The organism is Glutamicibacter sp. NPDC087583 (genome assembly GCF_044743685.1).
Taxonomy (GTDB): Bacteria; Actinomycetota; Actinomycetes; order Actinomycetales; family Micrococcaceae; genus Glutamicibacter.
Genome location: NZ_JBIUWY010000009.1, coordinates 47,091 through 62,401 on the forward strand (window position 1 = coordinate 47,091; position 15,311 = coordinate 62,401).

Here is a 15,311-nt window from a genome sequence, read left to right on the forward strand (position 1 = left end):
AGCCGCCAGTTACCGCAATAAGGAGTAACCTTTACCTAGCTTTGAGCCCGAACCTGCCGTTGCATGCCAAGTCACAGGCCGCATCGGCGGGGGCGGGCTCAATGTTCACCACGCGTTAAGCAGAACGTGTGCCGGTGCTTACGATGAGCGCTGAGCATGAAACTGTCACGCATTGTGCCGTGCAACCGCCCTTCTTCGGACAGTTTCAAAGGACATCTCCACATCATGGCCAACATTCTTGAAGCCCACGCCCCGGCTTCTCGCCACCGCATACCCAAACCCAGCGATCTGGACAAGCTGCGCCACAAGGCGCGCGTTGTTACCGATCAGCTCAGCGCCAACGTCGCCGTCGACGCGGCCTACAACGAGTCCGAACCCGAGAATCTCCCGGCCAAGGTCCTGCGCATGGACCGCAAGCTGAAGAACATGAGCGAAGTTCGCCATTTCTTCCGCACCAATACCACTCCGATCTTCTTCCTCGGCGCCACCCCGGTCAATCTGCTGGGCCTTGACCGATGGGTCCGCAAATTCAGCTACATCACCTACTACGACGGCTGGGACGGCCACCACCCGCGGGTCTTCACCCCCGCCGAGAAGCCCTATGTCGATTTCCAGAGCGCCGAAGAGATCAACAACTGGCTGCTGGAGAACTCCGAGGTCCGCGAATACATCGATTCCCAGTGCACCCCGGGCGGTCCCCGGCCGAAGATCGCGATGGTCTTCTTCGACGAGGAAACCGAATCAATCTGCGAGGAACTGGGCTACGACCTGATCCTGCCCTCGGCCGCCTTGCGCACCGAACTGGACTCGAAGATCGTTACCACCGAGCTGGGCAATGCCGCCGGCGCACCATCGGTGCCCAACGTGCTGGGCACCGCCAATAACTACGACGAGCTCATGGAACTGGCCGAGGAAGCCGGCCTGGGCAAGGACCTAGTGGTCCAGACCCCCTACGGGGATTCGGGCAAGACGACCTTCTTCATCGACTCGAAGGCGCAGTTCAAGGCGCATGCCAAGAACATCATCGGCGAACAGCTCAAGATCATGAAGCGCATCAACAACCAGCCGGTAGCCGTTGAGGCAGTGCTGACCGAATGCGGCACGGTGGTGGGGCCGATCCTGACCGAACTGGCCGGCTACAAGGAACTGACTCCGTACAAGGGCGGCTGGTGCGGCAATGAGATGCACCCGGATGTGGTCACCGACTCGCAGCGCTCGCGCGCCATCGATCTGGTCCGCAAGGTGGGCAACGGTCTGAAGGACACCGGCTACCGCGGCTTCTTCGAGGTGGACGTGCTGGTGGACACCGACACCGACGAGGTGTACCTGGGCGAACTGAACCCGCGCATCTCCGGGGCCAGCGCCATCACCAACGTCACCGCCGGAGCCTATGCCGACGTGCCGCTGTTCCTCTTCCACCTGCTTGAATTCCTTGATGTGGAATTCGAGCTGGACGTTGACGAGATCAATGCTCGCTGGGAAGAGATGAGCGGGGCTGATGTCTGGAGCCACATGATCATCAAGGAAACCGATGACATCCTGCAGTACATCACCCATGCCCCACGCACCGGAAACTATTACCTCGACTCGCGCGGCAAGCTGCAATTTTCCCGTTCCGCATTGGACTGGCACCAGCTACAGACCCACAAGGAAGCATTCTTCCTGCGCATCTACGGCGTAGAGGATTACCGATGGAAGGGAGCCGATCTTGGGGTCCTGGTCACCAAGGCCAAGCTGCAGTACGAAGGCAAGAAGAAAACCAAGCTCAGCATCGATGCCAAGCACTTCATCTCCTGCATCCGATCCCAATACAAGGGAATTGACGTTCCGCCATCAGAGCATGGCAACTGAAGCGACTGATGCCACCGGGCACATGGCGGCCAACTTGGCAGGTCCTCCCAGCAAGGCGCTGAACATCGCCACCTGGCAGTACCCGCAGAACATCAAGCGCTCATTCCAGAACATCGCCAGGATCCATCCCACCGTGAAGGTCTCGCGCGGCGATGGCCCGATCGTCAGGCTGCACCTGGCCGAGGAGAAGCTGGGCAAACTGGAAGTGGCCAAGGCGAGCATTACCGACCCGGCGCTGACCGTGCGCGGGGTAATGCACGCGACCAATACCGACGCCGTGCTGGTCATGCACAATGGACGGATCCTCTGGGAGAAGTACTACAACACCATGACCTCGCTGACCGATCATCTGCTGATGTCGGTCAGCAAGACCCTGGTGGGTTCCCTGGCCGGGGCGCTGGTGGACGCCGGAATGCTTGATACCCAGCAGGCGGTAGCCACCTACGTGCCGGCGTTGGAACGCAGCGGCTATGCCGGCGCCCGGGTGCGCGACCTGCTGGATATGCGCTCCGGGATCAAATTCTCCGAAGAGTATCTGGATCCCAATGCCGAGGTGCGCCAGCTGGAGGAAGCCATCGGCTGGGCCCCGTCGCGTGGCGGCATCGGGCCTATCGGGATGTACGAGTTCTTGCTGACCCTGCAGGCCAAGGGACCGCACGGCGGGGTCTTCGAATACCGTTCCTGCGAGACCGACGCCCTGGGCTGGGTGCTGGAAGCCGCCGGCGGCGCCCCGCTGCAGGAACTGCTTTCGGACTATGTCTGGTCCAAGCTCGGTGCCCAGCAGGATCTGGTGATGGGCGTTGACCAATTCGGCACCGGAATGTTCGACGGCGGATTCAACGCCTGCCTGCGCGATTTGGCGCGTTTCGGCCATCTCTATGTCAATGGCGGGCGTGCGCTGACCGGCAAGCAGGTTCTCTCCGAGGCATGGATCGCCGACACCTTCGCCACCGATCCCGCACTGGTCCAGGCGTTCGCCCAGTCCCCGGGCGACAACATGATGCCCGGCGGGCACTACCGGAACCAGATCTGGTTCCCGAACCCTGCCACCGGGGCCGCGGTGGCCCTGGGCATCCATGGCCAGATGATCTATATGGATCCGGCGACCAAGCTGGTCGCGGTCAAGCTTTCCAGCTGGCCGCTGCCGCAGGATGCTTCCAAGCTGTTCCCGACCATTCGTGCGTTCGAGGCGATCTCGGCGCATCTGGCCGGACGGAAAATACAGCCTTAGGGCTGCTTACGATTCAGGCCCTGATTTGCGCATTCGGTGCGCGAATCAGGGCCTTTCGGGTCGTGACGGCAACTGTTCTTGCGTGCAGCGTTCTTCGCCGCGGAAGCCGGAACCCACCCGGGGATGCCGGGTGGGTCCGCGAGCTGCGTTCAAGGCAAGCCGCTCAAACCGCTCAGGGCTGCTGCGCCGCGACCTGTTCCAGGGCTTCGCAGGTGAACACCTGGTAGCCCAGATCCTGGTGGTAACCGTGGATTTCGCGGGTGTCCAATCGGTCCATGTAATCCAGAATGCATATGGTAATGACCTGGCCGGGGACCAGCACCGGGAATCCCGGCGGGTACGGGGTGACGAATACCGCCGACACGACGCGTTCTCCGTTCACCAGCTGGGTGCGGATCTGCGCGGAGGACAGGAAATGCGTCGCCGGGTCCTGGTAGGTCAGGTAGTAGGCCGAGCGCATGTCCCCGCTTCCACCGCCTCCTGCGAATTCAGGAGCGAAGGCGCTGAAGTCCGGCAAGGGAATCTGTTCGGCCGCGGGCTTCTTGCCCAGCGCCAGCACTCTCCCATCCAGGCGGCGTTTGCGGTCCAGTTCCTCCGCGATCTTCACCAGCACCTCGATCAGGTGCGCCACGGCCGAACGGGTGGTGCCGATATTGGTCATCAGCAGCACCGAGGTGCGGCTGGTCTTGTTGACCTGGATCGAATGCCCATCCATCAGGTACTCGTGCTTGAACGTGTCCCCGTCCACGCCGGTGCGGCTGATGTCCAAGGTCAGGCGTGAGGGGTCGACCACGAACTCGTCTTCTGCCCAGGCTTCGTCCCAGGCTGCCAGCCCGTCGCGCACCGGGTTCTGCGTGGTGGACCGGCGGTACTTCTGCGGGATCAGGTCCGTCGAGTGCAGGATCTTGAAATACTTGCCCAGCAGCTCGTTGCGCGCCATGGCCCGCGAAATCGACTGCGCCAAATCGACCTGGCGCTGCACCAGCGCATAGCCTTCCAGCTCGGCCTGGCGCCGGCCGATATCCAGCGAGGCGAGGATCTGGTAGTTCGGCGAGGTGGAGGTGTGGGTCATGTAGGCCTCGCGGAAGGCGTTGAGGTTGCGCACCGCGAAGTCCTGGTCGTAGATGTGGATCATCGAGCCCTGGCGCAAGGAGGTCAGAGTCTTATGCGTGGACTGGGTGGAATACACTCGCAGACGGACCTGCTCCGGATCCGGAATCAACCGGGTGTCCAGCCAGGCCTGGTCATTCTCCGGGTGCTCGATGGTGCCCGGTGCTGGAAGGGCCGCACGCTGCGTGGAGTAGCGCTGGTGGTAATCCGCGGTTTCCAGCTGCTTTTCCAGCACGGCCGCCACGGTCATGGCGGTGCGCTGGCGGTACACCGGGTGGAATCCTGCGAAGGCGAACCAGGCCTCGTCCCAGAGGAACACCAGATCCGGCTTGATGGCCAGGCATTCTTCCATCACCCGGCGCGGGTCGTAGATGATCCCGTCGAAGGTGCAGTTGGTCAAGGTCAGCATCTTGACCTTGTGCAGCAGGCCCTCGCGGCGCAGCTGCAGCAGCCGTCCCTTGATCTCCTCCAGCGGCACCGCCCCGTACATCGAATGCTCGTTGAGCGGGTAGGCCTCCAGGTAGCTGACGTTCGCCCCGGCGAGCACCAGCGAGTAGTGGTGGGACTTGTGGCAGTTGCGGTCCACCAGCACGATGTCCCCCGGAGCGAGAATCGACTGGTGCACGATCTTGTTGGCGGTCGACGTGCCATTGGTGACGAAGTAGGTGCGGTGGCTGCCAAAAGCCCGGGCCGCCAGCTCGTGGGCCTTCTTGATGGAACTTTGCGGGTCCAGGAGGGAATCGAGCCCGCCGGAGGTGGCCGAGGTTTCGGCCAGCAGCAGGTTCTTGCCATAGAAGTCCACCAGGTCCCTGGCCCATGGGGAGTTCTGCACCGAACCTGCACGGGAAATCGGCATGGCGTGGAAAACCCCGCCAGGCCGCTTGGCGTACTTCTGCAGCGCGTTGAAGAACGGGGTCTGGTAGCGTTCGAGCACTTCCGAGACAATCGACAGGTGCAGATCCATCCGGTCATTGCGCGAGAAGATCCGGCGGAAACGCCCGGTGATCTCGTGGGCAATCGATTCCAGGGCGACCCCGGCGATCAGGTACACCGGGACTTCAGGGCGCAGTTCATCGAGGATGTTTTCCAGATCCAGCAGGCCCTGGATCTGCCTAGTGGATTGGAAATAGCCTTCCATCCGCCGGGCAATGAAATTCTTGAGCGTCGAGGATAGCCGGCGGCGCGTGCGCACATCAAAGCGGGCGGTGAGCACGACGGACTGGATGCCGGGATTGATCAGGATCGCGGCCAAGGCATCTTCCACGCTGGGCACCACCACGAAGTTGTAGTGGAACGGATCGGTGCGCTGGCGCTGTTCGGCGATTTCTTCCTTGAAAAGCTCAATCTCCTCCGCCGGGCCATTATCCACCAGCAGGATTTCCACCATCGGTGCCTGCACCCTGGCGTTGCCAGGTGCACCGTTACCCAGCTGGGATGGATCCTGTTCCGCCTCGTCATGGCCTTCAAGGTCAATGTACTGGGTCAGCGTCCTGAAGGTCTGGTTCGCTTGGTAGACCAGCTTCATGGCATCTTCGTACTGCCCGCCGGACATGAGCCGGGAAACCTCGTTGAAGTATTCGATGCCGGGATTCGCCCAGTACGGTTCTATGGCTGCCAGCAGCCCCAGCAACCGGCCGGCCTCCAGTTCGTGCTCCGTGCGGCGGTCTTCCTCCTGGTATTCAGAAGAGATCTCGCTGAGCACATAGCCCAAGTGCTCCCACGCGTCCTTGCGTTTGCGCCACGCGCTTTCAGGCGTAGCCGTTCCCTGGTTCGTCCCGTAGGTCAACCTCTTGCTCACGGTTGCCGGTATTCCTTTCACCCCTGCAGCGTTAACTGGTTGTTAACAGCGCGAGCGAAGCCATGCCGCCCGGTATCGTGAGACTATGCCACTTCCGAAGCGGTTCCGAACCCTTGAGGCGATATTACGCATTATTATCGCCTTTCGGCGAAGTGTTCACTTGCCGTTCACCTTCCTGGGCCCAGCGGCGAACAGCGGCCAAAGACGAGTTGGACTCCAGTTGAATTCTGGTGCTGCACGACGCGGTTTCCTGGTCTGGTTCAGCTACTGATCAGCCGCCCACCGCGTTTGCGGGCGCTAACCACCAGAGAGGCCTTAACTTGCAGCATCGAGTTCCCCCAGGCGCTGTGGGAAATGAAGTCATAGAGCTCGGCCTGGTTGGCCACCGTCACGTCGACCACCAACTGGCAATCCCCGGCCACGGCCGCTGCATAGCGAACTTCCGGTCGGGTGGCGAGTCGCTGGCCCAATTTTTCGACTTGGGATGGCGTCGTCGAAACCCAGAGCAATGCCTCGACCGGCAACCCCACGGCCAGGGGCTCAACCAGGGCGCGAATGGCGATCTGCCCGGTGGATAGGAGCCAATCGATCCGCCGCGCAACAGAGGTCTCGCTCATCGCCACCCGGCGGGCAATCGACTCGAAGCTGGCTCTGCCGTCATCGTGCAAAGCATCGATGATCTGCTCGTCCTTGGAGTTGAGGTTCGGCTGGATGCGCCAGCTCGTGACATCCGGGTCCTTTTGCAAGGCAAGCTCTTCTGCGGGCTTCAAGGATCCCAGGCGCCACCCGCGGATCGTCTTGAAGTACTTCAACACCGGATACACGACAATCGACGAGACCCCCGGCGTAGCAGGCAGTTCCAGGGAGAGCACTTCGGTCACATCTCCGTTGTAGTGCATTTCCACGACGAGATCCTCCCGGCCAGTGACCTGGTAGGAAAAGCTGGTATCCGGCCGGGAAGACAAGGATTCACTGGCAATCCGCCCGGTGCCCGGGGCGCAAGTGCACGCGATCAGCAGCGAATGCTCGCGGTGGCGGATCGCCGCAACCGTAACCAGCCCATTCTCCAGCAACCACGCGCCATGGCGGGCGACCGAGCGTTCAGGCAGGTCAAGCACGGCAGCTATCTTCCGCCAGGTGGCTCGCCCGTCCACTTGGAGGGCGGCAATGATGCGGCGTTGCACCGTGCTCAGCTCGATCATCCGTTCCTCTGTTCTAGTCATCCAGCGGCGTCCCGCACCTCCTGGTTGGCCGTTTTCGGCCGGCCAATCGATGCATACTTCAGCGCGCGCCGGCCAGGCAGCTGCGCGGCATCTGTCGCCGCAAGCTGCGCAAGCGCCGTGGACACTGCCGCTCCGATTTCCAGCGAGAAGCGCTTCGGAGCGGTGGTCACATCATACTCCTCGGGGACGATCACCTGTACTATCCCCGCACGTCGCAGCGAGTATGCATCGGTTTTCTGGGCATAAGCCAACGGTGCGGCGTGCTCCGTGTCCCGGTACATGATCGCGCTGGCTCCCTCCGGCGGCAACGGGGAGAGCCAGGAGTTTGCTGCGGCTATGGAGATATCAGCCGGCAGCAAGGCAAGTGCGCCGCCTCCGGTGCCCTGGCCCAGCAGCAGCGAAACGCTCGGAACGCCAATGCCCACCAAGGTGCTCAGCGAGCGGGCAATCTGCCCGGCCATGCCGCCTTCCTCGGCCTCACGGCTCAGCGCCGCTCCTTCGGTGTCGATCACGGTGAGCATCGCTATGCCCAGATTCTGTGCCAGCAGCGCCCCCCTCCGGGCTTCGCGCAGGAAGGCAGGCCCCAGCGGATCGAGGTTTTCGGAGTGGTCTATCCGCGACCGGTCCTGGCCGATGACCACCGCCGGCTGGCCCCCGATGCGCGCGAGCGCCAGGTACATCCGCGGATCGCTTTCCCCTTCGGTGCTCCCGGAAAGCTGCAACGCATCGCTGGCGGCGTACTTGATGACGTGGCGCACCGAGGGGCGTCGGGATTTGCGCGTGGCGAGTATGGCATCCCACACCTGGGATTCGGTGAGTCTCCGGTCATCTGCCAAGGGGTAGCCGGCAATCGAGTCGATCAGATCTCCCGGGGCGATGATTGCAAGCACCCGGTTGACCAGCCCGCCCAGCTCATGGACCGGGACCACGGCGTCGATCAGCCCGTGCTTGTGGAGATTCTCGGAGACTTGCACTCCCTGCGGGAAGGGTTTGCCGTAGATGGTCTCGTACACGCGCGGACCAAGGAATCCCAGCAGGGCACCGGGCTGTGCGATGGTGATGTGCCCGGTGGATCCCCACGACGCCATAACCCCTCCGGTGGTGGGATGCCGCAGGTACACCAGGTATGGCAACCCGGCAGCAGAATGCGCCCTAACCGCGGCCGTGATGTGCACCATCGACACGAACGCAGGGGTTCCCTCCTGCATCCGGGTTCCGCCCGAGGCCGGGGAAGCCAGTACCGGCAGTCCCAATGCGGCGGCTTTTTCGAATGCCGAAGCAATCCTGCGGGAGGTGCCCTGGCCAATTGATCCGGCCAGGAATCCGAATTCGGAGAGGACGACGGCCACTTTGCGGCCATTGATTGTGCCGGATCCGGTCAGTACCGCTTCGTCGGCCCCGGAATGGCGCGCGGCTTCTTCCAGCTGGGCCCGGTAGGCGTCATCGGCAAAAGAATAATCCGCCGGCTCATCCCAGCTCTCGAAGCTGCCCACATCGAGCACCTGGTCGATCATGTGCTGTGCACTGATGTGCTCGATTTTCTCCTGCACCATACTCAACGCACCGCCTGCTGCGCGCGGGTCTTGAGCCATTCCCGGATCCGCTGCTCGTCATGGTTCAGCAGTGGCGGAGCGGAGTGCCCGGTCCGGGTGACTTCCTTGCCGCCCTCGAAGAACCGCAGCGGCGCGCCTGGGAGGGTCAGCTCCCCTAGCAACGGGTGCTGGACATTCAATGCCAGGCCTTGCGAGCGCACCTGGTCCCATTCGTACACCTCATCCAGGGTTCTGACGATGCCGGCAGGGACGCCGGCTTCACCGAGCATTTCCAGCAGCTGGCTGGTACCGTGGCGCATGAACTTTTCTTCGATGGCTTCGATGAGCTCGTCACGCCGTTCGACGCGATGCTCATTGGTTTCGAACCCCTCGGTTGGCAGCTGGAATGCCGCCACCAGTGAATCCCAGAGCTTCGGGCTGCCCACGCTAATTTGCACAAAGCCATCGGCGCTGCGGAACAGTCCATAGGGCGCGATGGATGGATGGTGGTTGCCCTGGGCGCGCGGAACCTGTCCTGCAACCGTGCTGCGGGTGCCCTGAAAGGCATGCACTCCGATGATCGATGCGAGCAGCGAGGTGCGCACATGCTGGCCTCTGCCCGTGCGCTCGCGTTCCAGCAGGGCCGCCAGCACGCCGTAGGATCCGTACATCCCGGCCAGCAGGTCTCCGATGGGAACGCCGACTTTCTGCGGGTCCTCCGGTCCGGAACCGGTCAGCGACATCAGCCCGGCCTCGCCCTGCAGAATCTGGTCGTATCCGCTGCGCCAGGCTTCAGGGCCGTCATGGCCGAAGCCGGAAATCGAGAGGGTCACGAGCTTTCCGTTAATCATCTGCAGGGCTGCATCGTCGAAGCCGAGCCGGTCCAACACTCCGGGGCGGAAATTCTCTACCAGGACATCGGCCTGCGTCAGCAGGCTGCGCAGGGTCTGGATTCCGTCGGGGCTCTTCAGATCCAGGGCAATGGATTCCTTGTTGCGGTTGCACGAGAGGAAATAGGTCGATTGGCGGTCCTCCTCCGGCCCGACGAAGGGCGGACCCCAGCCTCGGGTGTCATCGCCGCCCTGGATATTTTCCACCTTGATTACTCGGGCTCCCAGATCGCCAAGCATCATCGTGGCATGCGGTCCAGCCAAGGCCCGCGACAAGTCGATGACGGTGTACCCGGACAGCGGTCCGGTGCTGTGCTGTTCCTTGTTCATATTTGCCTCTCTAGAATTCCGGTATCAGGCGCTGGCGGTCTTGACTGCATTGACGGCCACCGACTGCGGATCAGTGGCCAGAACCGGCATCACGTCTGCGAAGCGGTTCTGCTCCTCGTAGCCGGCAGCCCAATTGAGCAGCTGGGCGTCCTTGTAGTGATTCGCCGCCAGCTGCCATCCCACCGGAAGCCCGGACTCGGTGAAGCCTCCTGGCATGGCGATGACCGGCAGGCTCGTGGCCGAGAGCAGGCAGGCAGATCGCATCCAGTCCAGATAGGTCTCGGCGCGGGTTCCAGCGATTTGCTCAGGCCAGCGCTGCGCTGCGTCGAAGGGCAAGACCTGGGTTGCCGGGGAGAGGAACAGATCGTAGCGCGAGAAGTAGCGCTGAACTGCTCGTTCCAGCCGGGTTCGGGCCGCCATCGTCGAAATCATGGCTTCTCCGTCGAGGTCCGTCCCCTTCTTGACATTCCAGAGGACCTCGGGCTTGATCAGCGAGCCGTGGCTCCGCACTAGTCCGCCAAGATTAGTGGCGAAATCGAAGGCCCTGGTGTTGCCGAAGACTTCGTCGGCATCGGTAAAGTCAATGCACGCCTCTTCGACAATTGCGCCAGCGGCCTCGAAAACCGAGAGTTGGCGATGCAATACCTCTACGACCTCGCGCTCGATCGGAACACCGATCCCGAAATCGAAGCTATAGCCGATGCGGACTCCGCGCAATTCTGGTTCGGGAGTGCCGAAATCGCTGGCTGAGAGCTTGTTCGGGGTCGGAAGCCTGTCGTCACCTGCGCTGGCTCGCATGAACAGCGCGATATCCTCCACCGTGCGTGCGATCGGTCCCGAACGGGCCAGCCAGGAGTAGGCATTGGATTCCGCCTCCAGCGGGATGACCCCGTAGGAGGGCCGGAAACCAATGACATTGCAGAAACTGGCCGGAATGCGCAGCGAACCGCCCATGTCTGAGCCGTCACCGAGCGGCTGGATCCTAGCGGCGACCGCGGCGGCTACGCCGCCTGAGGAGCCTCCGGCCGATCGATCCACCGCATAGGGATTCGTCGTGGTGCCGAACAATTCATTGAAGGTATGCGATCCGGCTCCGAATTCCGGGACATTGGTCTTCCCCGTCCTGATCGCGCCTGCTGCTGCCAGTCGGGCGATCTGCAAGTCGTCCTGCTCTGGGACGTTGTCCTTTAATGCCAGCGACCCCTGGGTGGACAGCAAGCCGGCGGTGTTGAACGTGTCCTTGTGCGTCATCGGCAGACCGTGGAGCACTCCAGTCGGCTCGTTTCCCGCCGTGGCTTCATCGGCCTTAGCAGCGAGGATTCGCGCGCGTTCGAAATCCGTGATGACCACGGCGTTGATTTGGGCGTTAACTTCATCGATTGCCTGGATATGGCTCTCCAAGGCCTCACGCGCCGACAACTCGCGCTTGCGGATCTTTGCCGTGAGCTCCGTGGCGCTCAATTGCTGGATCTCGTTCATGGCCGTGCCTTTCTAAAGGATGACTGCATTGCGATATGTGTCACAATCTTCCGCCTACGTTGACCGCAAATGGAATACTCCTCAAGAAAACTCGCTATTTTGGGGGATCTCGCCATAAATATGGCTAATTCCGACATTCCTTGCCGAAGGCCTCCAATAGGAGGAACCTTGAATTCAATGAGACCGGCATCACATCATGCTGGTGAATATCGAAGGAGTTCCGATGCATTTCCCCCTTGCAGCCGGCGATCCAGTTTCAACTGACATCTGGGCCGTCGCCAACAGCCCTTTCCTGTGGTTCTGCGCTCTGGGCGTCTTCGCCGTGATCTTCGTCCAGACCATTCTCTATGTCCGTGCTGCCAAGGCCGCAGCACCCCATGTCGATATGCCCGTCCGCGAAGTCAAGGAAGCCTTCCGTGCCGGTGCCGTCGCCTCGATCGGGCCATCCCTCTCGGTGGTGCTGGTCGCCATCGCATTACTGGCTCTGTTCGGAACGCCAGCCGTTCTTGTCCGCATCGGGCTGATCGGCTCGGCCTCCACGGAAACGGCCAGCGCCAACTTGGCAGCCCAATCCATGGGCTCGATGCTCGGCGGGGATACCTACACCCAACAAGTTTTCGCCGTGGCCTTCATGGCCATGAGCCTATCGGGAGGCATGTGGATGCTCTGCACCTTGCTGCTGACCCCGGTCCTGAAACGCGGCGGCAAGTCCTTGGCCAAGCGCAACCCAGCGGCCATGGCCCTGATCCCCACCGCAGCCCTGCTCGGAGCGTTCAGCATGCTGACCATCGCCGAAATTCCCAAGTCCAGCATCCACATGACGCTGGTGCTGATCTCGGCAGCCTCCATGGCTTTGTTCCTCTTCTTGGCCAAAGTGCTCCAAGCCAAATGGCTCAAGGAATGGGCCTTGGGATTCGCGATCCTAATCTCGATCACCGCCGGCTACCTGATGCACACCGCATAGCGAATTAGAAAGGACAGAACCCATGAGCTCACCAGCAATGACCACTGCGGACGCCTCGATGGCCCGCTTCGAGCAGCAGACCACACGCTACGGTTCACTGACCATGACAGCCGGCTTGATCCTCTCGCTGCTCGGCCCGATCTACCTCGTATTCTTCACGGACCTCGACATCAGCCCTTCGATGATCTGGGTCGCCTTCGCCGCCGTTGCGGCCACCTTCGGAATTTTCTGGTTTGTCGAACCACTGACTTATTTCCCGATCCTGGGTTCGGCAGCTATGTACCAGGCCTTCATGATCGGCAATATCTCCAACAAGCTGCTGCCTGCCGCCATCGTGGCCCAGTCCGCGATCAACGCCAAGCCCGGCACCAGGCGCGGCGATCTGGCCTCGGTGATGGCCATCGGCGGCGCGGCCACCGTCCACCTGACCAGCCTGCTGGTCTTCGTGGGGATCTTCGGGTCCTGGCTGGTCTCGATCATTCCAAACGACATGATCGAGGTAGCCCGAATCTACATCTTGCCCTCCCTGATGGGAGCGGTACTTGTCCAGGCCATCGTCGCCATGAAGCAGGTTCGCCCGACCATAGTTGCCATCGTGCTGTCGCTGACCATGTATTTCGTGGTCATCCCGCTGGTTCCATCCTTGGCCCTGTTCGGCACAGCCCTGGTTGTGCTCTTCTCCATCATCGTTTCGTGGATCGTGCGCGATCGCAAAGCAGTCCACACGCCCGTTGCTGACTAAAGGAGTCACTTTGAATACCCAACCCGCTGGCGCATTGCAAACCGTCCTGACTGGCGAGCAAGCCGAGCTTATGCACGAAATGTATCGCCACCTGCATGCCAATCCCGAACTGTCAATGCAGGAACGCGCGACCGCCGCTTATATCGGCAAGCAACTCGACACCATGGGAATCGAGAACTTCGTCTGCGGCGGTACCGGCGTCGTCGGCATCCAACGCAATGGCGAGGGGCCTGTGGTAGGCTTCCGCGCCGATACCGATGGCCTGCCCATCGCGGAAGATACCGGAGCCAGTTATGCTTCGGAAGCTCGCGGCCAGCTGGCCGATGGCACTGACGTCCCGGTCATGCACGGATGCGGTCACGACACCCATGTCACCGCGGCGCTGACCGCCGCTGCCCGGCTCGCCGAGCAGACGGGGGCGTGGAACGGAACCATCGTGTGGATTTTCCAGCCCGGCGAGGAAACCAGCGCTGGTGCCAGGGCCATGCTCGAAGACGGATTGTGGGACAAGGCCCCGGTACCCTCGGTCATCCTCGGCCAGCATGTCTTTCCTTTCGCCGCGGGCTCGGTGGGCCTGACCAGCGGCCCCGCCATGGCAATGGCTGATTCGCTGAAGGTGACGCTGCACGGCAAGCAGTCCCACGGCTCACAGCCGCAAGACTCCATCGACCCGATCGTCCAGGGCGCGCACACGATCACGCGCCTGCAGAGCCTGGTTTCGCGGGAATTGCACCCTCAGACTCCTGCGGTGCTCACCTGCGGCTCGTTCCACGCCGGGTTGAAGGAGAACATCATCCCGGATCGCGCCGAATTCACCTTGAACATCAGGACCTTCGATGAGCAGACCCGCACCCAAATCCTGGATGGGGTCTCACGCATAGTGAACGCCGAAGCCGCCGCGTCGAATGCTCCGGCACCTGAGATCGAAACGCTGAATTCCTTCCCCAAGCTGCACAATGATCCGGGCCACACCGAGCAGGTCAAGGAGGCTTTGAGCCGGGAACTCGGGGAAGGCAAAGTTGTCGACCTGCCCGCTGCCATGGGATCCGAGGATTTCGGGGCTCTGGGAGATGAGATTTCGGTGCCGTACGTCTACTGGTTCTTCGGCGGGTTCCTGCCCCGTGACGAGGCGCCACCGGTGAACCACTCGCCGTATTTCCTGCCTGATTACGAGCTTTCCCTGGCAACAGGGGTTCGCGCCGCGCTGGCGGGCCTGGGGCATTACCTGGCCAGGTAGCGGACTCCGGTTCCCAAGTCGATCGCGCCGCCGGCGGCATGCCAAGGCCCGGGTGGAGGAACACTCCTTCCGCCCGGGCCTTCGGAATGTTCTTGCCGGTTTGGCTAGAGCCGGGTACGCCCATCGAGGTAGGCGCCGAGCACCTGCAGCACACCGTGCTCGAGGTTGGAAGGCGCGGTGAAGTTCGCGGCTTCTGCCACCACCGGATGCGCATTGGCCATGGCGAAGGAGTAGGTGGCGGCCTTGATCATTTCCAGGTCATTGGGGTAGTCGCCGAAAACTGCCGTTTCATCCGCGCTGATTCCCAGCTTGTCCTGCAAGGCTGCCAGGGCCAGTCCCTTGTGCACGCCGTGGTTCATGGCATCCACCCAGTGGCTGCCGGAGATCACCACCTGCAGCGGCACGTGCAGCGCTGCCGCCATTTCCTGCACGGCGCCGGTCCCGACGTTGACGGCCATCTTGATGATCTCGTCCTCGACCTGGGCCAGGTCTTCAACCACCTGCACGGCGCGGTAGTACGGGGCCACGGCGTTGGCAAACCGTTCATCGGCGCGCTCCACATAGGCGGTGCGGCGTCCGCACAGCACCAATCCGGCATCCAGTGCGGCTTGCCCGCGCACGGCCTGGATGACGGCGGCTACCGATGGCGGGTCGATGATGTTGGAGTAGATCTCGTTCTCGCCGTGCATCACGACGGTCCCGTTCTCGGCAATGATCGCGATCTCCCCCAAGGTGGCGAACTGCTCGCGCAGGGTCGCGAACTGGCGCCCGGAAGCTGGCACGAACTTGATGCCGCGGGCCTGGAGCTTGTCGATCACAGCCCACGATGCCTCGGGGATCTTGCCTTCGCCGTCCAGGAAAGTGCCGTCCATGTCAACGGCGACGAGCTTGATCTGGGCCTTCGGGTCAATCGTATGCATAGGT

General features: G+C 62.2%; 11 protein-coding genes. 5 read left to right on the forward strand and 6 right to left on the reverse strand.

Features of this window, described 5'->3' with window-relative positions; translation table 11 throughout:
* Nucleotides 1–225: 225 nt before the first annotated feature.
* Nucleotides 226–1,851: a biotin carboxylase gene (locus tag ACIOU9_RS16785; protein WP_105662682.1), complete on the forward strand. Its 1,626-nt coding sequence runs from the start codon at nt 226–228 to the stop codon at nt 1,849–1,851.
* Nucleotides 1,841–3,082, forward strand: coding sequence for a serine hydrolase (locus tag ACIOU9_RS16790; RefSeq protein WP_105662683.1), 1,242 nt, complete (start codon nt 1,841–1,843; stop codon nt 3,080–3,082). The genes ACIOU9_RS16785 and ACIOU9_RS16790 overlap by 11 nt, the downstream gene beginning before the upstream one ends.
* Nucleotides 3,083–3,254: 172 nt before the next feature.
* Here ACIOU9_RS16790 and ACIOU9_RS16795 read toward each other — a convergent pair whose 3' ends face one another.
* The 5 genes from ACIOU9_RS16795 to ACIOU9_RS16815 all read right to left on the reverse strand — a co-directional run bounded on the left by ACIOU9_RS16795 (nt 3,255) and on the right by ACIOU9_RS16815 (nt 11,444).
* The gene (locus ACIOU9_RS16795; RefSeq protein ID WP_105662684.1) at nt 3,255–5,990 is read right to left on the reverse strand and encodes an aminotransferase class I/II-fold pyridoxal phosphate-dependent enzyme; all 2,736 of its coding nucleotides are present in this window, start codon (nt 5,988–5,990) and stop codon (nt 3,255–3,257) included.
* Nucleotides 5,991–6,250: 260 nt separating this feature from the next.
* Entirely contained in the window at nt 6,251–7,213 is a 963-nt protein-coding gene (locus ACIOU9_RS16800) for an Lrp/AsnC family transcriptional regulator (protein WP_286134385.1), read from the reverse strand.
* Nucleotides 7,210–8,805 carry a carboxyl transferase domain-containing protein gene (locus ACIOU9_RS16805; RefSeq protein ID WP_402697634.1) on the reverse strand — a complete coding sequence of 532 codons (1,596 nt, stop codon included), beginning with the start codon at nt 8,803–8,805 and terminating at the stop codon, nt 7,210–7,212. Before ACIOU9_RS16805 ends, ACIOU9_RS16800 begins: the two co-directional genes overlap by 4 nt.
* Nucleotides 8,769–9,965 (reverse strand): CoA transferase, encoded by a 1,197-nt coding sequence (locus ACIOU9_RS16810; protein ID WP_332499347.1) that lies wholly within the window; start codon nt 9,963–9,965, stop codon nt 8,769–8,771. Before ACIOU9_RS16810 ends, ACIOU9_RS16805 begins: the two co-directional genes overlap by 37 nt.
* A gap of 24 nt (nt 9,966–9,989) precedes the next feature.
* The gene (locus ACIOU9_RS16815) at nt 9,990–11,444 is read right to left on the reverse strand and encodes an amidase family protein (RefSeq protein WP_332488025.1); all 1,455 of its coding nucleotides are present in this window, start codon (nt 11,442–11,444) and stop codon (nt 9,990–9,992) included.
* A 223-nt stretch (nt 11,445–11,667) separates the two neighbouring features.
* Between ACIOU9_RS16815 and ACIOU9_RS16820 the strand changes: the two genes are divergently transcribed.
* The 3 genes from ACIOU9_RS16820 to ACIOU9_RS16830 all read left to right on the forward strand — a co-directional run bounded on the left by ACIOU9_RS16820 (nt 11,668) and on the right by ACIOU9_RS16830 (nt 14,387).
* The gene (locus ACIOU9_RS16820) at nt 11,668–12,408 is read left to right on the forward strand and encodes a DUF5058 family protein (protein WP_105658905.1); all 741 of its coding nucleotides are present in this window, start codon (nt 11,668–11,670) and stop codon (nt 12,406–12,408) included.
* 22 nt (nt 12,409–12,430) lie between these two features.
* A complete protein-coding gene (locus ACIOU9_RS16825) occupies nt 12,431–13,150 on the forward strand; it encodes a hypothetical protein (protein ID WP_105658885.1) in 720 nt (239 codons plus the stop codon).
* Between the two features lie 70 nt (nt 13,151–13,220).
* Nucleotides 13,221–14,387, forward strand: coding sequence for an amidohydrolase (locus tag ACIOU9_RS16830; RefSeq protein ID WP_332488058.1), 1,167 nt, complete (start codon nt 13,221–13,223; stop codon nt 14,385–14,387).
* Nucleotides 14,388–14,491: 104 nt separating this feature from the next.
* Here ACIOU9_RS16830 and ACIOU9_RS16835 read toward each other — a convergent pair whose 3' ends face one another.
* Nucleotides 14,492–15,307, reverse strand: coding sequence for an HAD family hydrolase (locus ACIOU9_RS16835; RefSeq protein ID WP_332488029.1), 816 nt, complete (start codon nt 15,305–15,307; stop codon nt 14,492–14,494).
* Between the last annotated feature and the right edge of the window lie 4 nt (nt 15,308–15,311).

Excerpts from the sequence above, each read along its gene's own strand:
- ACIOU9_RS16785 (WP_105662682.1), top strand. The coding sequence starts at position 226 with ATGGCCAACATTCTTGAAGCCCACGCCCCGGCTTCTCGCCACCGCATA.
- ACIOU9_RS16790 (WP_105662683.1), top strand. The coding sequence starts at position 1,841 with ATGGCAACTGAAGCGACTGATGCCACCGGGCACATGGCGGCCAACTTG.
- ACIOU9_RS16800 (WP_286134385.1), bottom strand. The coding sequence starts at position 7,213 with ATGACTAGAACAGAGGAACGGATGATCGAGCTGAGCACGGTGCAACGC.
- ACIOU9_RS16805 (WP_402697634.1), bottom strand. The coding sequence starts at position 8,805 with ATGGCTCAAGACCCGCGCGCAGCAGGCGGTGCGTTGAGTATGGTGCAG.
- ACIOU9_RS16810 (WP_332499347.1), bottom strand. The coding sequence starts at position 9,965 with ATGAACAAGGAACAGCACAGCACCGGACCGCTGTCCGGGTACACCGTC.
- ACIOU9_RS16815 (WP_332488025.1), bottom strand. The coding sequence starts at position 11,444 with ATGAACGAGATCCAGCAATTGAGCGCCACGGAGCTCACGGCAAAGATC.
- ACIOU9_RS16820 (WP_105658905.1), top strand. The coding sequence starts at position 11,668 with ATGCATTTCCCCCTTGCAGCCGGCGATCCAGTTTCAACTGACATCTGG.
- ACIOU9_RS16825 (WP_105658885.1), top strand. The coding sequence starts at position 12,431 with ATGAGCTCACCAGCAATGACCACTGCGGACGCCTCGATGGCCCGCTTC.
- ACIOU9_RS16830 (WP_332488058.1), top strand. The coding sequence starts at position 13,221 with ATGCACGAAATGTATCGCCACCTGCATGCCAATCCCGAACTGTCAATG.
- ACIOU9_RS16835 (WP_332488029.1), bottom strand. The coding sequence starts at position 15,307 with ATGCATACGATTGACCCGAAGGCCCAGATCAAGCTCGTCGCCGTTGAC.